Source organism: Corynebacterium sp. KPL2825 (assembly GCF_037908445.1).
In the GTDB taxonomy this organism is placed as follows: domain Bacteria; phylum Actinomycetota; class Actinomycetes; order Mycobacteriales; family Mycobacteriaceae; genus Corynebacterium; species Corynebacterium kefirresidentii.
This window is the reverse complement of the sequence record NZ_JBBMGI010000017.1, coordinates 1-16,729: the sequence shown is the minus strand read 5'-3', so window position 1 is coordinate 16,729 and position 16,729 is coordinate 1. Positions and strand designations below refer to the sequence as shown.

14 protein-coding genes and 1 pseudogene are annotated in these 16,729 nt (G+C 58.4%); 12 read left to right on the top strand and 3 right to left on the bottom strand.

Going from position 1 to position 16,729, the window contains the following annotated elements; all coding sequences use genetic code 11:
• Positions 1–49 precede the first annotated feature (49 nt).
• The 3 genes from mfd to WMQ00_RS11425 all read right to left on the bottom strand — a co-directional run bounded on the left by mfd (position 50) and on the right by WMQ00_RS11425 (position 5,174).
• Positions 50–3,691: a transcription-repair coupling factor gene (gene mfd, locus WMQ00_RS11435; RefSeq protein WP_340441054.1), complete on the bottom strand. Its 3,642-nt coding sequence runs from the start codon at positions 3,689–3,691 to the stop codon at positions 50–52.
• Complete coding sequence (locus tag WMQ00_RS11430; protein ID WP_200287858.1) at positions 3,692–4,297, bottom strand: TetR/AcrR family transcriptional regulator; 606 nt, start codon at positions 4,295–4,297, stop codon at positions 3,692–3,694.
• A 160-nt stretch (positions 4,298–4,457) separates the two neighbouring features.
• Positions 4,458–5,174 (bottom strand): trimeric intracellular cation channel family protein, encoded by a 717-nt coding sequence (locus WMQ00_RS11425; RefSeq protein ID WP_023021917.1) that lies wholly within the window; start codon positions 5,172–5,174, stop codon positions 4,458–4,460.
• Between the two features lie 122 nt (positions 5,175–5,296).
• On the opposite strand from WMQ00_RS11425, the gene WMQ00_RS11420 reads away from it, so the two are divergent.
• The 12 genes and pseudogenes from WMQ00_RS11420 to WMQ00_RS12045 all read left to right on the top strand — a co-directional run.
• Positions 5,297–6,493, top strand: a complete 1,197-nt coding sequence (locus WMQ00_RS11420) for an MFS transporter (RefSeq protein ID WP_308767371.1) — start codon at positions 5,297–5,299, stop codon at positions 6,491–6,493.
• A 68-nt stretch (positions 6,494–6,561) separates the two neighbouring features.
• Positions 6,562–8,007, top strand: a complete 1,446-nt coding sequence (glmU, locus tag WMQ00_RS11415) for a bifunctional UDP-N-acetylglucosamine diphosphorylase/glucosamine-1-phosphate N-acetyltransferase GlmU (RefSeq protein ID WP_023021919.1) — start codon at positions 6,562–6,564, stop codon at positions 8,005–8,007.
• Between the two features lie 15 nt (positions 8,008–8,022).
• Positions 8,023–8,997 carry a ribose-phosphate diphosphokinase gene (locus WMQ00_RS11410; RefSeq protein WP_005323655.1) on the top strand — a complete coding sequence of 325 codons (975 nt, stop codon included), beginning with the start codon at positions 8,023–8,025 and terminating at the stop codon, positions 8,995–8,997.
• A 253-nt stretch (positions 8,998–9,250) separates the two neighbouring features.
• Complete coding sequence (locus tag WMQ00_RS11405; protein ID WP_023021920.1) at positions 9,251–9,904, top strand: 50S ribosomal protein L25/general stress protein Ctc; 654 nt, start codon at positions 9,251–9,253, stop codon at positions 9,902–9,904.
• Positions 9,905–9,996: 92 nt separating this feature from the next.
• Positions 9,997–10,527, top strand: a complete 531-nt coding sequence (pth, locus tag WMQ00_RS11400) for an aminoacyl-tRNA hydrolase (RefSeq protein WP_340441053.1) — start codon at positions 9,997–9,999, stop codon at positions 10,525–10,527.
• A gap of 5 nt (positions 10,528–10,532) precedes the next feature.
• Positions 10,533–11,393: a fumarylacetoacetate hydrolase family protein gene (locus tag WMQ00_RS11395; protein WP_284835684.1), complete on the top strand. Its 861-nt coding sequence runs from the start codon at positions 10,533–10,535 to the stop codon at positions 11,391–11,393.
• A 76-nt stretch (positions 11,394–11,469) separates the two neighbouring features.
• Positions 11,470–12,357 carry a polyphosphate kinase 2 gene (ppk2, locus tag WMQ00_RS11390; protein WP_086588148.1) on the top strand — a complete coding sequence of 296 codons (888 nt, stop codon included), beginning with the start codon at positions 11,470–11,472 and terminating at the stop codon, positions 12,355–12,357.
• Between the two features lie 29 nt (positions 12,358–12,386).
• Complete coding sequence (locus tag WMQ00_RS11385; protein ID WP_340441052.1) at positions 12,387–13,565, top strand: sensor histidine kinase; 1,179 nt, start codon at positions 12,387–12,389, stop codon at positions 13,563–13,565.
• Complete coding sequence (locus WMQ00_RS11380) at positions 13,558–14,217, top strand: response regulator (protein WP_023021925.1); 660 nt, start codon at positions 13,558–13,560, stop codon at positions 14,215–14,217. Before WMQ00_RS11385 ends, WMQ00_RS11380 begins: the two co-directional genes overlap by 8 nt.
• Positions 14,218–14,304: 87 nt before the next feature.
• The gene (locus tag WMQ00_RS11375) at positions 14,305–15,018 is read left to right on the top strand and encodes an ATP-binding cassette domain-containing protein (RefSeq protein WP_023021926.1); all 714 of its coding nucleotides are present in this window, start codon (positions 14,305–14,307) and stop codon (positions 15,016–15,018) included.
• Positions 15,011–16,492 (top strand): hypothetical protein, encoded by a 1,482-nt coding sequence (locus WMQ00_RS11370; protein ID WP_284835682.1) that lies wholly within the window; start codon positions 15,011–15,013, stop codon positions 16,490–16,492. The genes WMQ00_RS11375 and WMQ00_RS11370 overlap by 8 nt, the downstream gene beginning before the upstream one ends.
• Before the next feature lie 18 nt (positions 16,493–16,510).
• A pseudogene (locus WMQ00_RS12045) lies at positions 16,511–16,630 on the top strand (HNH endonuclease); the annotation flags it as partial.
• Positions 16,631–16,729 lie beyond the last annotated feature (99 nt).

Here is a 16,729-nt window from a genome sequence, read left to right as displayed (position 1 = left end):
AAGGGCGCCGACGTCCTCGTCGGCGCGCTCCTAGTCGACGGTGTAGTGGCTATTCCCCTACGCTGATGACGCTACCTGCGGCGGATTTCTCGCCGGTGACGGTGATCGATTCGACATCGAAAAGCGCGCTCAAAAAGTCCGCCGCCCACTGAATAAGCTCCGTGTCGCGCAGCTTGGGCGAGGTGACATTGCGCCCCGCCTTGGGGAATGGCACGTTGATGGCCTTCGCCGCCGCGCGGAAGCTGGATCCTGGATACAAACGCTTGAGGCGCACCTGCTTGGAATCCGGCAGCTCCACTGGGTGGAACTTGATACGAGTGCCCTGCACAGTAATATCCGATACCCCGGCGCGGCGCGCTTGGTGACGCAGGCGGGCGACGGACAGTAAGCGTAAGACCTCCTGTGGCAGCGGGCCAAAGCGGTCTTCCATTTCCTCAATAACGGCCTTGAGATCATCGTCATCTTGCGAGGCTGCAAGCTTGCGGTAGACCTCTAGGCGCAGGCGCTCGGAATCGATATAAGCCTCCGGGATATGCGCGTCCACGGGGAGATCGATACGGATTTCTTTTGGCCCCTCATCCGTCACGGTAGGAGCTTCGCCGCGAGCGAGAGATTTGAAGGTTTCTACCGCCTCGCCAACAAGGCGGACGTAAAGGTCGAAGCCAACGCCGGCAATGTGGCCGGACTGCTGGGCACCGAGCACGTTACCGGCACCACGCATCTCCAAATCCTTCATGGCTACTGCCATGCCTGCACCAAGGTCGTTGTTCTGGGCGATGGTGGCTAGGCGGTCATAAGAGGTTTCCGTAAGCGTAGCGCCCTTCGGATACAGGAAGTAGGCATAGCCGCGCTCACGGGAACGACCCACGCGCCCACGCAACTGGTGTAGCTGGGACAGGCCCATATGGTGGGCGTTTTCCACAATGAGGGTATTGGCATTAGCAATGTCCAGGCCGGTTTCCACGATGGTGGTACACACAAGGACATCATATTCGCGGTCCCAGAAGCCTTGGACGGTCTGCTCCAGCACTTCCTCGTTCATCTGGCCGTGCGCGACGACGACGCGAGCCTCAGGTACCAAGTCACGCAGCTCGCGGGCCTTCTTTTCAATATCAGAGACCTTATTGTGGATGAAGAAGGTTTGACCATCGCGCAGCAGCTCGCGGCGGATGGCCGCGGCGACCTGCTTGTCTTCATAGGCACCGACGTAGGTCAGCACGGGGTGGCGGTCTTCCGGCGGGGTAAGGATGGTAGACATCTCGCGAATGCCCGCCATGGACATCTCCAAGGTGCGCGGAATAGGTGTAGCGGACATGGTGAGCACGTCCACGCTGGCTTTAAGAGCCTTGATATGTTCCTTGTGCTCCACACCAAAGCGCTGCTCCTCGTCTACGACGATGAGACCAAGGTTCTTCCAGTGCACACCGGTCTGCAGGAGGCGATGCGTGCCAACGACGATATCGACGCTGCCATCGGCCAATCCCTTAAAGATGTCTTTGGCTTCTTTCTTCGAGGTAAAGCGCGAGAGCACCTCGATCTTGACAGGGAAGCCGGTCATGCGCTCGCTGAAAGTATCAAAGTGCTGCTGCGCCAACAGCGTGGTAGGCACCAAAACGGCCACCTGCATGCCGTCTTGTACGGCCTTGAAAGCAGCGCGGATGGCCACCTCGGTCTTGCCATAGCCCACATCGCCGACGACGACGCGGTCCATCGGCACCGTAGATTCCATGTCTTGTTTGACGGCGTCGATTGCAAGCATCTGGTCTTCGGTTTCGACGAAGGGGAAATTATCCTCCATCTCCGCCTGCCACGGATTGTCAGGGGCGAATTGGTGGCCGGGTGCTGCTTGTCGCTTGGCATAAAGCTCAACGAGTTCGCCCGCAATTTCGCGTACTGCGGCGCGCGCCTTCTTCTTGGTGTTCTTCCAATCGGAGCCGCCCATCTTAGACAGGTGGGGCGATTCGCCGCCGGTGTACTTGCTCAGCAAATCCAGAGAGTCCATGGGGACCCAGAGCTGGTCGGCGGGCTGGCCACGTTTCGAGGGTGCGTATTCGAGCACGATATATTCGCGGCGGCTGGTCTCCTCGCCGGACTGGATGGTGCGTTCGGCCATCTTTAAGAATTTGCCAATGCCGTGGGTTTCGTGCACCACAAAATCGCCCTGTTTTAGGGCAAGCGGATCGACCTTATTGCGGCGCTTGGCGGGGCGCCGCTTCGCTTCGGCGATATCGCCTACGCGGTTGCCGGTCAGATCGGTTTCGGTGACAACGACCAACGGGAGGGCCTCGGCGTCCTTGGGCTTTTTCACCTTGGGGAACACCAATCCAGCATGGCTTAGCGCCTGATAGAGGGTGACTTCTCCGGCGGTGGGCTCCCAGCCAGGGGTAGCAACCTTAGTGCGGATGCCCTTTTCCGCGAAGCGATCCACCATGCGCTTGATAGCGCCCTGTGCCGGAGCGATGAAGGCCGCACGGCCCCCGGCGTTGGTATGCGCGAGGAGTTGGGCCATCATGGCATCGATTTCTTCGATATTGCCGCGCGGGGTGGGCCCTGGCTCGAATTCGAGTGGGAGGGTCTCCTCTTCTGGGGCGGCAAGCATTCCCGGTGGGGAGAAAGTCCACAGCGGCAGGTCGGACTCGCCGATGGAAACCTCGAGCGATTCATAGGAGCGGTAGCTCGAGGCCTCGGTATCGAGTCCTTCGGTGGCCAATGGGCCATCAGCACCCATGGCCGCGGCTTCCCAGCCAGCGGCCAGGAATTCAGCATCGGTCTTTTCTAAATCCGCGACGCGGCGGCGAATCTTCTCCGGGCCAACCATCACCACGTGAGTGGTGGGGCGGAGGAATTCGGGGAGGGTGATCATGGGGGCGTCGGAAAGCACGGGCAAAAGCGCCTCCATGCCTTCGGCCGGAATGTGCTCGCTCACCTTGGTCAAAAGCTCCACCAAGGCGGGATTACCGGGGTGCTTGACGGCAAGGTCGGCCGCACGCTGAGCAATAGCATCCGTAATAGGAAGCTCGCGGGCAGGGAAAATATCTACGCGGCCGACCTCGATTTCCGGGATGGTGCGCTGGTCAGCTACGGAAAATTGGCGAATATCGGTAATCTCATCGCCCCAGAACTCAACGCGGACCGGATAGTCCAGCGTGGTGGGGAAAATATCGATAATGCCACCTCGAGTGGCGTACTCGCCGCGCTTGGCCACCATGTCTACGTGTTTATAGGCGCGGAACTCAAGCTCACGGACCACCTCATCGAAGTCATACTCATGGTCTTCTTCGATGTGAATGGGAGCACGACCTTCCACTTCCTTGAGGATAGGCTGGGACAGCCCGCGGGCAGCGGTGACGATGACCTGCACATTGTCCAAGTTGTGCAAAACCTGGGCGCGGCGGCCGATGATGTCGACGCCAGGGCTCAAACGCTCGTGCGGCAGTGTCTCCCATGCCGGAAACATGGCCACCTTTTCCCCCAGCATCGCCGTAAGCTCTGCGCTAAGGTCTTCCGCCTCGCGGCTGGTGGCGGTCACCACCAGCACCGGGGCGTGATGGGCCAAAGTTCCCAAGGCCCACGGCCGAGACTGATCCAAACCTGTGATGTGGAGGTCTTCCCCCACATGAGAAATCATGCCCTTAAGCTTGGGGTCCGAGGCTGCTACCTTGAGCAAGCCGGCCAGCATTGGGGTCGCCATCTATTTGCCTCCTAGCTTGGGCTTTAGTTCCATACCGGACAAACCATTCCAGCATAGATTGACAATATGCGTGGCGACGACTTCCTTGCCCGGGTTGCGCTCATCTAACCACCATTGCGCCGTGGTAGATACCATTCCTACCAGCGCTTGGCCATAAATATCCGCCAAATCCGGCTGGATACCACGGTGTTCAAACGCTTCTCGCAAAATATAAGACACCTGGCCTACCGCGGAATTTAACAGCGTGGAGAAACTGCGTTCATCGCCTGGCTTGGCATCGCGCACCAGAATGAGGAATCCATCGGTTTCTTCCTCAACATAGGTCAAGATGGCCATCACGGCCTGCTCGATGCGCTCGCGCCAGCTGCCATTTTCCAAAGAATCAGTAATGACCTTTTCCAGTGCCAACATCTCGCGGTCAACGACGACTGCATAGAGGCCTTCCTTACCCCCAAAGTGCTCATAGACAACGGGCTTGGATACCCCGGCGCGAGCCGCGATCTCTTCGACACTGGCCCCTTCAAACCCTAGTTCCGCAAATGCGGTGCGTCCGATGGAAATGAGTTGTTCGCGCCGTTCTCGGCCGGTCATCCTTTGTCGAGCCATACCTTCTACCCTATCCCCCGCCCCGCAATTTGTGATTTACCCGGGTGCGTCAGGTACGCTATGCCTACAGCAATTTGCTGTGTTTCCCCATGGTGTAATCGGCAACACTACGGTTTTTGGTACCGTCATTCTAGGTTCGAGTCCTGGTGGGGAAGCTTTTTTAGTTTTTCTTCCTGCCGCGTCGAAAGCCTTTGAGCTCGGCTTTCTTCGCAATCGCAGCCACCTGGGCCGCGGTGTAATTAACGGGGGCTACACCAGCGCGGGGCAACACCCAGCCGCGCCAATAAGACAAGATGGCCATGCCGCTTCCGACGATGGGGGAAATGATCATGCCGAGGGCAAATTGCCCGTTGTGGGCGAAGGTCACCATAACGATGCCGGTCAGGATGGACGGCACGGCATAAAGAGGGCTGCCGCCGAAGATAGAGGGGATTTGCCCAGAAGCTACGTCGCGAACCATTCCGCCGCCCACCGCGGTAAGCACGCCAAGGAAAACGCAGGGAATAAGTGGCATGCCGTGCGTGAGTGCTTTGACGCAACCGGTAGTGGACCACACGCCGAGGATGATGGCATCACCATGTTCGCGGAAAAGCTCCCATGCCTTGCCCTTAAGATCGATAAGAAACGCAACGAGGGCTCCTCCACAGGCGAGTCCGAGGTACCACGGATCTGAAATCGCAGCCGCTGCCCCATCTGCGATGAGCATGTCACGAATCATGCCACCGGCCAGCCCAGAAAAGAGGGCGAGGAATACAAAACCCACGATGTCGAATTCGCGGCGGCGGGCAATGGTGCCACCAATGATGCCGTTTAGCACCACGCCAAGGAGGTCAAAGGCTTGATAGAGGGAATTGATGAGGGGATCAACATCATGCATGATTCTTAGGCCTCCTGCCCCACGGGTAGAATTTCGGCGTGACTGCGGCCGTGTTTTAGTCTCCGGCGTGTCAACATGGCTTTAATTTAACCAACTCGTTTCTCTGAAAGATCGAATTTCTCATGTCTCAATCCAATGCCCGGTATTTCATCTGGTCCAATGGCCTGCAAAATTTGGGTGATCAGATTGTGGCGGCCAAGACGGTGCTGCCAGCGCTTTTTAGTGCAGCCGGCGTGCCTGCGTTCTTTACCGGTTTGCTCACCCCTATTCGCGAATCTGGTTCTATGCTGCCGCAGGCGGCGCTGACCCCGTGGGTGACTACGCATAGGGCCCGTAAGCGCCTGTGGATTATCGGTTCGCTGGGCCAAGCGATATCCGCCGCGGTCATTGCGCTAGCAGCATTCTTCCTTCGTGGGACGGCACTGGGAGTAGTAACACTGGTGGCCCTAGCGGCGCTTTCGCTTTTCCGCGCACTGTGCTCGATTGCGGGCAAGGACGTACAGGCGCGCACGATTTCCAAAGGCGCGCGTGGCCGAGTAACCGGCAGCGCGGCAGCACTCGGAGGCGGCGCTACCCTGCTGACCGGCGTTATCCTTTACTTTTTGGGCGAGCTCAGTATCCCCATGATGGGCACGGTCCTCGGTGTTGGCGCGGCCACGTGGGCCATCGCCGCGTGGGTATTTTCGGGCGTGGATGAGCCGGTGCCAGAGGAAACCGAAGGGGGCATCGATAAGCAGTGGTGGAAAGATACCTGGCAGCTTTTTACTAGCGACGGACAATTTCGCAACTTTGTCATCGTCCGCGCGCTGCTGTTGGTATCGGCGCTTTCAACTTCTTTTATCGTGCTGCTTAGCACCAACCTGTCCGGGCTGTACGGATTCGTGCTTGCCTCGGGGCTAGCCTCGCTGGTGGGCGGGCGAATCTCCGGGGTGTATTCCGATAAGTCCTCCAAAAACACCATGGCGGTGGGAGCGGCCGTGGCTTCCATCGTGCTGGTGCTCTTGGTCGCCAGCTCACATTGGGCCCCAGATGGGGTCAATGCCTGGGTCATGCCCATTGGCTTTTTCGCCGTGAATCTGGCGCACACGGCCATTCGAGTGGCGCGAAAGACCTACGTGGTGGATATGGCCGGTGGCGATAAGCGCACCCAGTACGTAGGTGCGGCTAATACGATGATGGGCATCATCTTGCTCATCGTCGGTGGCATTTCCTCCGTGGTGGCGCTGGCCGGGCCAGAGGCGGCCCTGCTATTCCTCGCCCTCATCGGCTTTCTCGGGGTGTGGCGCGCCCGCAGCCTGAAAGAGGTTTCTCACACATAAATCGCACTCGGGCTATAGGATGTAGTCCGGAGAAGAATCAGACTCGACCCCCAGGAGCTCAAAAACCCGTGGTAGCAACAACCCCGTGTGCCGTAGTCGTCCTTGCGGCTGGTGCCGGCACCCGCATGAAATCCACCAAGCAAAAGACCTTGCACGAGATTGGCGGGCGCAGCTTGCTCGGCCACGCTCTGCATGCCGCGGCCGGGATTAATCCGGAACGCATTGTCACGGTGGTAGGCCACCAACGCGACCAGGTCTCCCCCGCTGTGGATGCCATCTCCCAGGAGCTGGACTGCGAGGTGCTGCAGGCAGTACAGGAAGAACAGCTGGGCACCGGCCACGCAGTGGCCTGCGGCTTGGAGCCGATTCCGGAGTTTGAGGGCACCATCATCGTCACTAATGGCGACGTACCGCTACTTACCCCAGAGACCATCGAGGGCCTGCGCGCTACCCACACCGAGCAGGGCAATGCGGTAACGGTGCTATCCATGCGCTTAGAGGATCCCACCGGCTACGGCCGTATCATCCGCGCTGAGGACGGCAGCGTGTCCGCCATTGTCGAGCAAAAGGACGCCTCCGAAGAGCAGCGCCGAGTCGATGAGGTCAACTCCGGCGTCTTCGCTTTTGACGGCCGCGTGCTTGCCGACGCCCTCCAGAAGCTCGACTCCAATAACGCCCAAGGCGAGCTATACATCACCGATGTGCTCGAGATCGCCCGCACCGCTGGACACGGCGTCGGCGCGCATGTGGCAGCGGATCCGGCCGAACTGGCGGGCGTCAATGACCGCGTGCAGCTCGCCGCTGCCGGCCGCGAGCTCAACCGACGCATGGTGGAAAAGGCGATGCGCGGCGGAGCCACCATCGTAGATCCGGAGACCACCTGGATTGGTGTCAATGTCACCGTGGGCTCCGATGTCATCATTCACCCCGGCACCCAGCTGTGGGGAGCGACCAGCATCGCCGATAATGCCGAGATTGGCCCCGATACCACCCTGACCAATATGCAAGTGGGCGAAGGTGCTTCCGTCGTGCGCACTCATGGCAGCGATTCTGTCATCGGCACCAACGCTAAGGTCGGCCCGTTTACCTATATCCGCCCGAAGACCGTGGTGGGCGAGGACGGAAAGCTCGGCGGCTTCGTAGAGGCAAAGAATGCGCAAATTGGTCGCGGCTCCAAGGTGCCGCACCTGACCTATATCGGCGATGCCACCGTGGGCGAGCAGTCCAATATTGGCGCCTCTTCCGTCTTTGTAAACTACGACGGAGTAAACAAGCACCACACCACCATCGGCAGCCACGTGCGCACCGGTTCTGACACAATGTTTATCGCTCCGGTCAATGTCGGTGATGGCGCGTACTCCGGTGCGGGTACAGTAATTAAGGACGATGTTCCTGCGGGAGCACTCGCAGTCTCCGGTGGCAAACAGCGCAACATCGAGGGCTGGGTTCAAAAGAAGCGTCCGGGTACTCCCGCGGCTGAGGCCGCAGCCCGTGCGCAGGACAACGAAAAGTAAGGGGCATATTCTCCCATGACTGGCAAGGTAACTGGTAGCAGCAAAAACATGAAGCTCTTCTCTGGGCGTGCACACCCAGAGCTGGCGGAGGCTGTGGCTAAGGAGCTGAAGACGGATCTGGTTCCTACTACCGCCCGCGATTTCGCTAACGGCGAAATCTTCATCCGCTTTGAAGAGTCCGTGCGTGGTGCAGACTGTTTCGTAATGCAGTCGCACACTCAGCCGCTCAATAAGTGGCTGGTGGAGCAGCTCATCATGATTGACGCTCTCAAGCGCGGCTCCGCGAAGCGCATCACTGCCATCCTGCCCTTCTACCCATATGCACGCCAGGATAAGAAGCACTTGGGCCGCGAGCCGATTTCCGCTCGCCTAGTGGCAGACCTACTGCAGGCAGCCGGCGCGGACCGCATCGTCTCCGTGGACCTGCACACCGATCAGATTCAGGGCTTCTTCGATGGCCCGGTTGATCACATGCATGCTCAGCCCATCCTGACCGATTACATCAAGTCCAAGTACGCCACCGATAACATCACGGTTGTCTCCCCGGATGCCGGCCGCGTAAAGGTTGCGGAAAAGTGGGCCCATGACTTGGGCGATGCCCCGCTGGCCTTCGTGCACAAGACCCGCTCCAATACCGAGGCCAATAAGACGGTATCCAACCGCGTAGTAGGCGATGTTGAGGGCAAGGACTGCGTGCTTCTCGACGACATGATTGATACCGGCGGCACCATTGCTGGCGCCGTGCGCGTGCTGAAGGACGCCGGCGCCAAGAAGGTCATCATTGCCTGCACCCACGGCGTCTTTTCTGATCCCGCCCGCGAGCGTCTGTCTGAATGCGGTGCGGAGGAAGTTATCACCACCGATACCCTGCCGCAGTCCACCGAGGGCTGGTCTAACCTCACGGTGCTGTCCATCGCACCGCTTTTGGCACAGACCATCCACGAGATCTTCGAGAATGGTTCTGTCACCACCTTGTTTGACCGCGCCTAAACATGATCTACTATCACTAGCCGCCGAGAATTTACTTCGGCGGCTTTTGATTTGCTAACGGTACGCGTGCTAATCTAACCCAGTCTCGGCGAGGGCGACCTCAGGATGAGGAAGCCGTTATCGACGCGATTGAAGTTAGAGCACGTTGCTTTTATATACGCCTGCGATGACTCGTCCAAGACGTCCATCGGCAGGCTTTCGTCGTTTTATCGCGTTGGCCGCGCCGCACTACTTTGACTAAGGAGAATGAAGCATGGCACAGCGCCCAGTAATCAAGGCTGAAGCACGTACCGAGTTTGGCAAGGGTGTCGCACGCCGCCTGCGCCGCGACTGGAAGGTCCCAGGCGTCATCTACGGTGCCCACCAGGAGCCGGTTCACTTCGCAGTTCCGCTGCTGGACATCCAGTCCCTCGTCCGCAACAACGGTGTCAACGCCGTTTTGGAGCTGGAGATCGACGGTGAGCAGTACCTGACCATGGTTAAGCACGTTGATCAGAACGTCCTGACCTTCGATATCGACCACGTTGACCTGCTTGCTATTAAGCGTGGCGAGAAGGTTGAGGTTGAGGTTCCGGTTACCTTGACCGGCGAGCCGGCCCCAGGCACTATGCACATCCAGGATGCTGACGTACTGCTGGTTGAGGCAGACGTACTGAACATTCCGGAGGAGCTCGAGGTTTCCATCGAGGGCCTCGAGGACGGCGCGGTTATCACCGCTGCCGATGTCACCATGCCGGAAGACACCACCTTGGTGGCAGAAGAAGACACCGTCATCGTATCCATCTCCCTGCCTGAGGTTGATGAGGAGCTCGAGGAAGCAGCCGAGGCTGCTGAGGAAGGCGGCGCTGACGCTGGTGCCGAGTCCGCAGATGAGGACGAAAAGTCCTCTGACTCTGAAGAGGAGTAATCCCTTCCCCTTCCTGTACGTAAACCGCCGTGAGAAATACACCTCGCGGCGGTTTCGCCGTTTTCCTTTCGCTGTATGAGACAATTGAGCGCGTGACTCCACTTCTCGTAGTAGGCCTTGGTAACCCTGGCCCCAGGTACGCAGGAACCCGCCACAATATCGGCTTCGCTGTAGCTGAAGAACTCGCTGGCGAGCTCATGAGCAGCTTTTCGGTGCACAAGAAGACCAATACCGAGGTCGCCGAGGGCATGACAGGTGGCCGTAAAATTATTTGTGCGAAGCCGCGGTCTTTTATGAACCTTTCCGGCGGGCCGATCAAAGCCCTAGCACAATATTTTCATCTCTCCGCCGCCAATATCATCGTCGTCCACGATGAACTGGAACTCGATTTTGGCACCATTAAACTCCGTGACGGTGGCGGCGACCACGGCCATAATGGTTTGCGCTCCACCACCAAGTCCTTGGGGACAAAGGACTATAAGCGCCTTTCGATTGGCATTGGGCGCCCACCAGGCCGTATGGATCCGGCGTCGTTTGTGCTCAAGCCTTGGGCAAAGCAGGAAAAGGTGGAGATCCCCATTATCTGCGCGAACGCGGTGGATGAGATCCTGCGCGTAGGATAGTCGCCATGCAACTGGCTACCCTCCGCACCGGCTTTGGCACTTCCGCTATCCGCATCGACGGCGATAACGTGGGTGTCGAATTGGATTATGAGGATGTGGGCCAGCTGCTACGCAGCGAGGACTGGCGAAAAGCCGCACAGTTTTCCGGCGAACCCGTGGTCTTCGACCACGCCGACTTGGAGGCCGTAGTCCCGAATCCCGGCAAGATTATCTGCGTCGGGCTTAACTACGCCAAACACATCCGCGAAATGGGACGCGAATTCCCCGAACACCCCACCTTGTTCATCAAGTTCGCCGATGCCCTCACCGGCCCCTATGATGATGTCCTCATTCCAGAATATGCCACACAGAAGCTGGATTATGAAGGCGAGCTGGCGGTCATTATCGGCGAGCGCGCCCACCGCGTGAACCGGAATGAGGCGCTCGACTATGTCGCCGGCTATGCCATCATGAATGACTACACGCTGCGCGATTTCCAGCGTCAGACGAGCCAGTTCCATGCCGGTAAGTCCTTCTATCGCACCGCAGGCTTCGGCCCGTGGCTCACCACCGCGGAGGAATGGGCACCTGGTTCTGGTGCTTTACTTACTACTACCGTGGGCGGCGAAGAAAGGCAGCGCGATAACACCGATGACCTTATCTTTTCAGTTGCTGAGCTGATCGAGTTTTGCTCGCAGCTTTACCCGCTCAATCCGGGAGACGTCATCGTTACCGGTACCCCAGAGGGCGTTGGATTTGCACGGGAGCCGCAGCAGTTTATTCAAGATGGTCAAAATGTCACCATTGCTATTGAGGGCTTGGGGCATATTTCCAATACAACTTTTTTCGGCGAACCAGGCTGCGGTCCAGGCTGTACCTGCTCTTAGACTGTGCCCAGATTCTCACTCCAACGAGGGCGGTGCAGTTTTCTCCCCTGCTATCAACGGCGGTTAAGCTGAGACAATGAGCACAAAGAGCAGTAAAGCCCCTAAGAAACTCAACAAGAAGGCCTACGAGAAGGAACTCGAGCGCCTTCAGGCAGAACTCGTGGACATGCAGCAGTGGGTCGTTGAAACCGGGGCCCGCGTCGTCATCATCATGGAAGGCCGCGACGCCGCCGGCAAAGGCTCTGCTATCAAGCGCATCACCCAGTACCTCAACCCACGTACGTGCCGCGTCGAGGCGCTGCCCGCCCCGAACTCCCGTGAGCAGGGCCAGTGGTACTTCCAGCGCTATGTGGAAAAGCTGCCAACGAAGGGCGAAATTGTCATCTTTGACCGCTCCTGGTACAACCGCGCCGGCGTCGAACGCGTCATGGGCTTTTGCACCGATCAGGAATACGTCCGCTTCCTCCACCAGGCACCTACCTTTGAGCAGATGCTGGTAGAAGACGGCATCATGCTGCGCAAGTACTGGTTCTCTGTCTCCGATGAGGAGCAGATTAAGCGCTTTGAGTCCCGCCGCAATGATCCGCTACGCCGCTGGAAGCTCTCCCCTATGGACCTGCAATCCATTACCCGCTGGGAGGACTATTCCCGCGCGAAGGATGCCATGTTCATTCACACCGATACCCCAACCGCCCCGTGGTACACCGTGGAATCGGAAGACAAGAAGCGCTCGCGTATCAATGTCATCTCGCACCTTCTCAGCACCATTCCCTACGAGAAGATCGAGCGCAAGATGCCTGAAATCCCGCAGCGCCCTGAATCTGATGGCGAGACCTACGAGCGCCCCGCCCGCGAAGAGTTCCGCTATGTGCCTGATGTAGCAGCCAAGCTGGAGCGCAAGTCCGAGCAGAAGACGGCGAAGAAAACCTCAAAGAAGGGCAAGAAGAAGGATAAGAAGAAGTAGCAGCACCGGCCGTATTACTATCTTCAATCATGAGCACTGACACCGTCGCGGAAGCGCGTTTAGGAAATAAAATCCTCACTGCGGTGGCGGTGCTCATTGCGCTATTTTATGTCATTTCTGCCGCGAAGAATCCCAGCATAATTGAGATTATTCAGGCAGGTCTATCGTTGCTATTCCTGCCATTTATGTGGGTCTGGCGGAGCCGTCCCGTGCTCAGCGCCACGGGCTTTATCGTGCTTCTCGCAGCTTGGGCGATGGCTTGGATGAGCCAGCTTCCCACTAACCTGGGAATTACCCCGTGGGCGCTTACTGCACCCATGGCGGTGTATGCCACCTCCCGCTATGTCACACGCCGCGCCATTCCCCGCACGGTACTGGCTCTCACTATTCTTGGCTCCTTCATTTCGCCATTCATGTGGCGCATAGATCCGGAGTCTTTCTTTTTGCATTACCAACTGGACCGCCGCTACTTGGCCATGTTGGTCGTGCACTGGGCGGTTCTAGGCAGCACATATTTTATAGCTGCGCGCTACTTCGATTTAGCACGCCAGCGCGAGCGGCTAGCGCATGAGCGGTTTCGCCAAGCCCAAGAAGAAGAACGCCTGCTCATCGCACGGGAGCTGCATGATGTACTCGCTCATTCCCTCACGTTGATCAAGGTTCAGGCAAACGCCGGGATCATTGCCGCTCGTGCAAACACTGAGGCTGCCCACGATGCGCTGGCCAGTATTCGTGATGGCGCGGATTCTGCTTTGGAAGAGGTCCGCGGCATCGTCACTGCACTGCGAAGCACCGGACCAACCTCTCTGGAGCCCACCACGCAGCTAGAACACATCGAGGGCATTATCGATGGCTTCCGGGCGGCAGGCTTGGACATTAACGCGCATATACCTGAGGCCTACGAGGCTCCAGCACTTACGCAATTGGCGTTGGTGCGCATCATTTCTGAGGGTTTGACCAACGCGTTGCGCCACCAGGGCCCAGGAACCCAGGTGGATGTGGAGCTTGCGCTTGCCGACGTCGCCCGACTCACCCTAATTTCTTCCACTCCCTCCCCGACTCCCAGCGAAGTCCCAGGTAGCGGCGTGGGCCTGATCGGTGTGGAAGAACGTGCCAACGCATTGGGTGGAAAGCTAGAGAGCTGGGGCGATGCCACAAAATTCACCCTGCTCGCCGAACTTCCGTTGCAGAGGGAAAACCGTGTCTAAGATTCGTGTACTGCTTGCCGATGACCAAGCGCTGCTCGCCGCCGCTTTGTCCACGATCCTCAATGCTCAGGATGATATTGAGGTCGTTACCACCGCGCACACCGGCAACGAAGCCGTTACCGCCGCGATAAGCCACCGCATTGACGTCGCCATCCTAGATATCCGAATGCCCGGAATGGACGGCATTGCCGCGGCTCAAGCCATCCTTTCTCGGGTGCCTGACTGCCGAATCATCATGCTCACTACGTTTAATGAAGATGATTTGGTGGCTCAATCTATCGCCGCTGGCGCGCATGGGTTTCTCCTCAAAGACGCCGACCCGGATGTACTGGTGGGAGCGGTGCGCGACGTCGCCAAGGGCGAATCGGTCCTAGCCGCTAAGGTAACCGGCCCAGTCTTGCAGACCTACCGCGCCGCAATTGCGCGCGGGCAGCTGAGCGCGCAAGAGCGCCAGGGCTTAAGCCTTGTCACCCGTCGCGAGCGAGAAGTCCTAGCCCTCATCGCCCGCGGTGCCACCAACGCGGAAATTGCCCGTGAAATGGTCATCGCGGATACGACTGTCAAGACACATATTTCCTCTCTGCTTTCCAAACTGGCTGCACGCGACCGCGTAGCTCTAGTGCTCTTGGCGCAAAAGGCTGGCATCGCCTAAGCCTCCTACCGTGGTAGGAGAACTTCGCGCTAAGGTCCATAGCCTAGGCGGAGGTGATTGCGGCGCTGTGCCGCGAGACTAGGCGGTATGAGTTTTGAGATCTCCTTTGAACGCGTCAGCAAATCCTTTGGCTCCCACGCGGTACTGCGGGATGTGGATTTTCGTATCACCCCTGGCCGAGTCCACGCCCTTCTTGGACGCAACGGGGCCGGAAAATCCACCCTCTTTTCCATCTTCCTTGGCCTGCTGCCGGCAGATTCCGGAATAGTACGCGTGGCTGGTGCTCCTTGGTCACGTGAAGTACTCGACCACGTGGGGGCATCCGTGAACGGGCCCGCCTTCTACGGGCATCTTTCCGCCGCTGCCAACCTGCGCGTACATACCCGCTTGCTAGGCCTGCCGGAGTCTGAGGTAGAGCGTGTTTTAGCCATTGCGGGACTCGCCGAGGTCGGTTCTAAGAAAGCCAAATCCTTTTCCACCGGTATGAAGGCCCGCTTGGCATTGGCGCAGGCTTTATTAGGGGATCCGGAAATTTTGCTGCTGGATGAACCTCAAAATGGTCTTGATCCACAGGGCATAGTGGAGCTGCGTACTTTGCTGCGAGACTTGGCAGCAGCCGGCCACACTGTTGTGGTCAGCTCTCATCAGCTTGGCGAGGTCCTTCATTTGGCCGACGACATCACCATTTTGTCTCAGGGCACCATTCGCTATTCCGGGTCCTTGCAGGAGCTTGCCCCCAGCGGCCAATTGGAGTCCGAGTTCTTCCGCCTCACCTCCCTGGGTGGTGAGGCCGATGTTTAAGCGCTACCTTTCGGCAGAGTTGCTGCGCAGCCGTGGCAGCGCTGTGCAGTGGCTACCTCTTCTCGCCTTACCGCTTGCGCTAATGACCATAGTCTTTTCTGCTATCGCTTCCCCGGCTAAGGATGCTACCGGTGTTCTCGGCTGGCAATCTATGTTTGTCACCGGCATGTACGCGCCGCTCGTTGCGGTATTTGCCGCGGTTACAGAGCGCCGTGAGGTTCTTGCCCGTGGCGGCGGCACCTTGTGGCGCCGCCTCACTACTCGTTACGAACACATTGCCCGCTTAGTTGTAGTGCTCGCCAGCCTGGGCGCGTTCCATCTCCTCAACTTTGGGGTGTCCTGGGCAGTAGTGTTCGCACAAGGCCGCGAACAGCACCACCTTGTGGCACTCGCCGGGCTGTATTCCGTCCTCGGTGCTATTGGCATTGCTGGTCTTGCTTCTGCCTGCTCGCGGCGCTATGGCCTTGGCGCGACACTAATACTCAGCGTTATCTGGCAGGTTTCAAGCGTGACCTCCAAGGTCGTCGAAGGCCCTACGTGGTGGGCTTTTCCACCAGCTTGGCCCATGCGGCTAATGCTTCATTCATTGCACATTCATCAAAATTCCGTGCCCTTGGATCCAGGCGATCCACTCCTGCAAGAAAGTCCGCTGCCGGCCCTCGCTCTGACGCTACTTCTCGCAGCAGTGGGCGTCTATGCGGCCATCGTCACTCCGCGCCGCCTGCGCCGTCTCGCTTTACCTCGCCGCGGCCAGACGACCGCTGCCTCCAGCGGCACCACTGCCACATGGCGCCCAGCCACAGCACCGCGTGCCACCGCCCGCCCCCGCTTGGTAGGCGCGCTGGTTGGTCTCCACCGAGCGGCGTGCAGCCCAGCGGTTATCGCCTGCTTGGCGTTAAGTGCCTTGGCACTGCTATTTCTTGTCCTTTTCTACCCTCCGACTTATGTCCAGGGCTTCTTTATTTTTCTGCTTCTCCCTGTAGGAGCGGGTGTGTTACCGGTTGTGGTGTGGCCATTACTCGCGCCGGTATGGCCACTCAGCCACATTGAATCCCGCCATTGTTCCAGCGCGCTCCTCTGGTGGCTTTTCGGGATAGTATCCACAGTATGCGTGGGCGCTTCGCTCGCACTTAGTGCTTCTGGCAGCTCAGCTTCGACGACGGCCGTCCAACTGCCCCTAGCCATTGGGGTGGGATATGTGATTTCGGTATTCTCTCTTCTCATCGTGATTCGTCTGGGCATCATGAGTGGCCTGGCACTGTGCATCGTCTGCACTATCGTCTCCGTGACCTTGGGCGGAGACGTCCTCGCTAGAACCCCGCTGTGGTTGATCGCCTTCCCCGCATGGCCCATGAACGCGGATTCCCCTGCCCGCTATATTCTTGCGACGGTGCTGATAGGAATCTTCGCCACGGCTGGTACGTGGATGGTGATCCGGCTGCTTAAAACTAAAGCGCTGCGGCCGGCAAACTAAGCCTCGCAAGAGTATCGCTCTGCTAACGGGTTGACCTGGCACCACCATCAGGAGACTGGAAGAATGCAGCTAGTTGAAAAAGGCGCACACAGAACACCTCACAAAGGTGGATTTAGCCTTTGGGGCAAGAAAGGATAAATAAATGAATGAAGTGCCCCAAGTTTTGTTCCTAGGCATTTGCCTTGATTTCTATTATTGCTTGCGGCGGGTTCTGCTTCCAAAATTCGGTTTCCACTT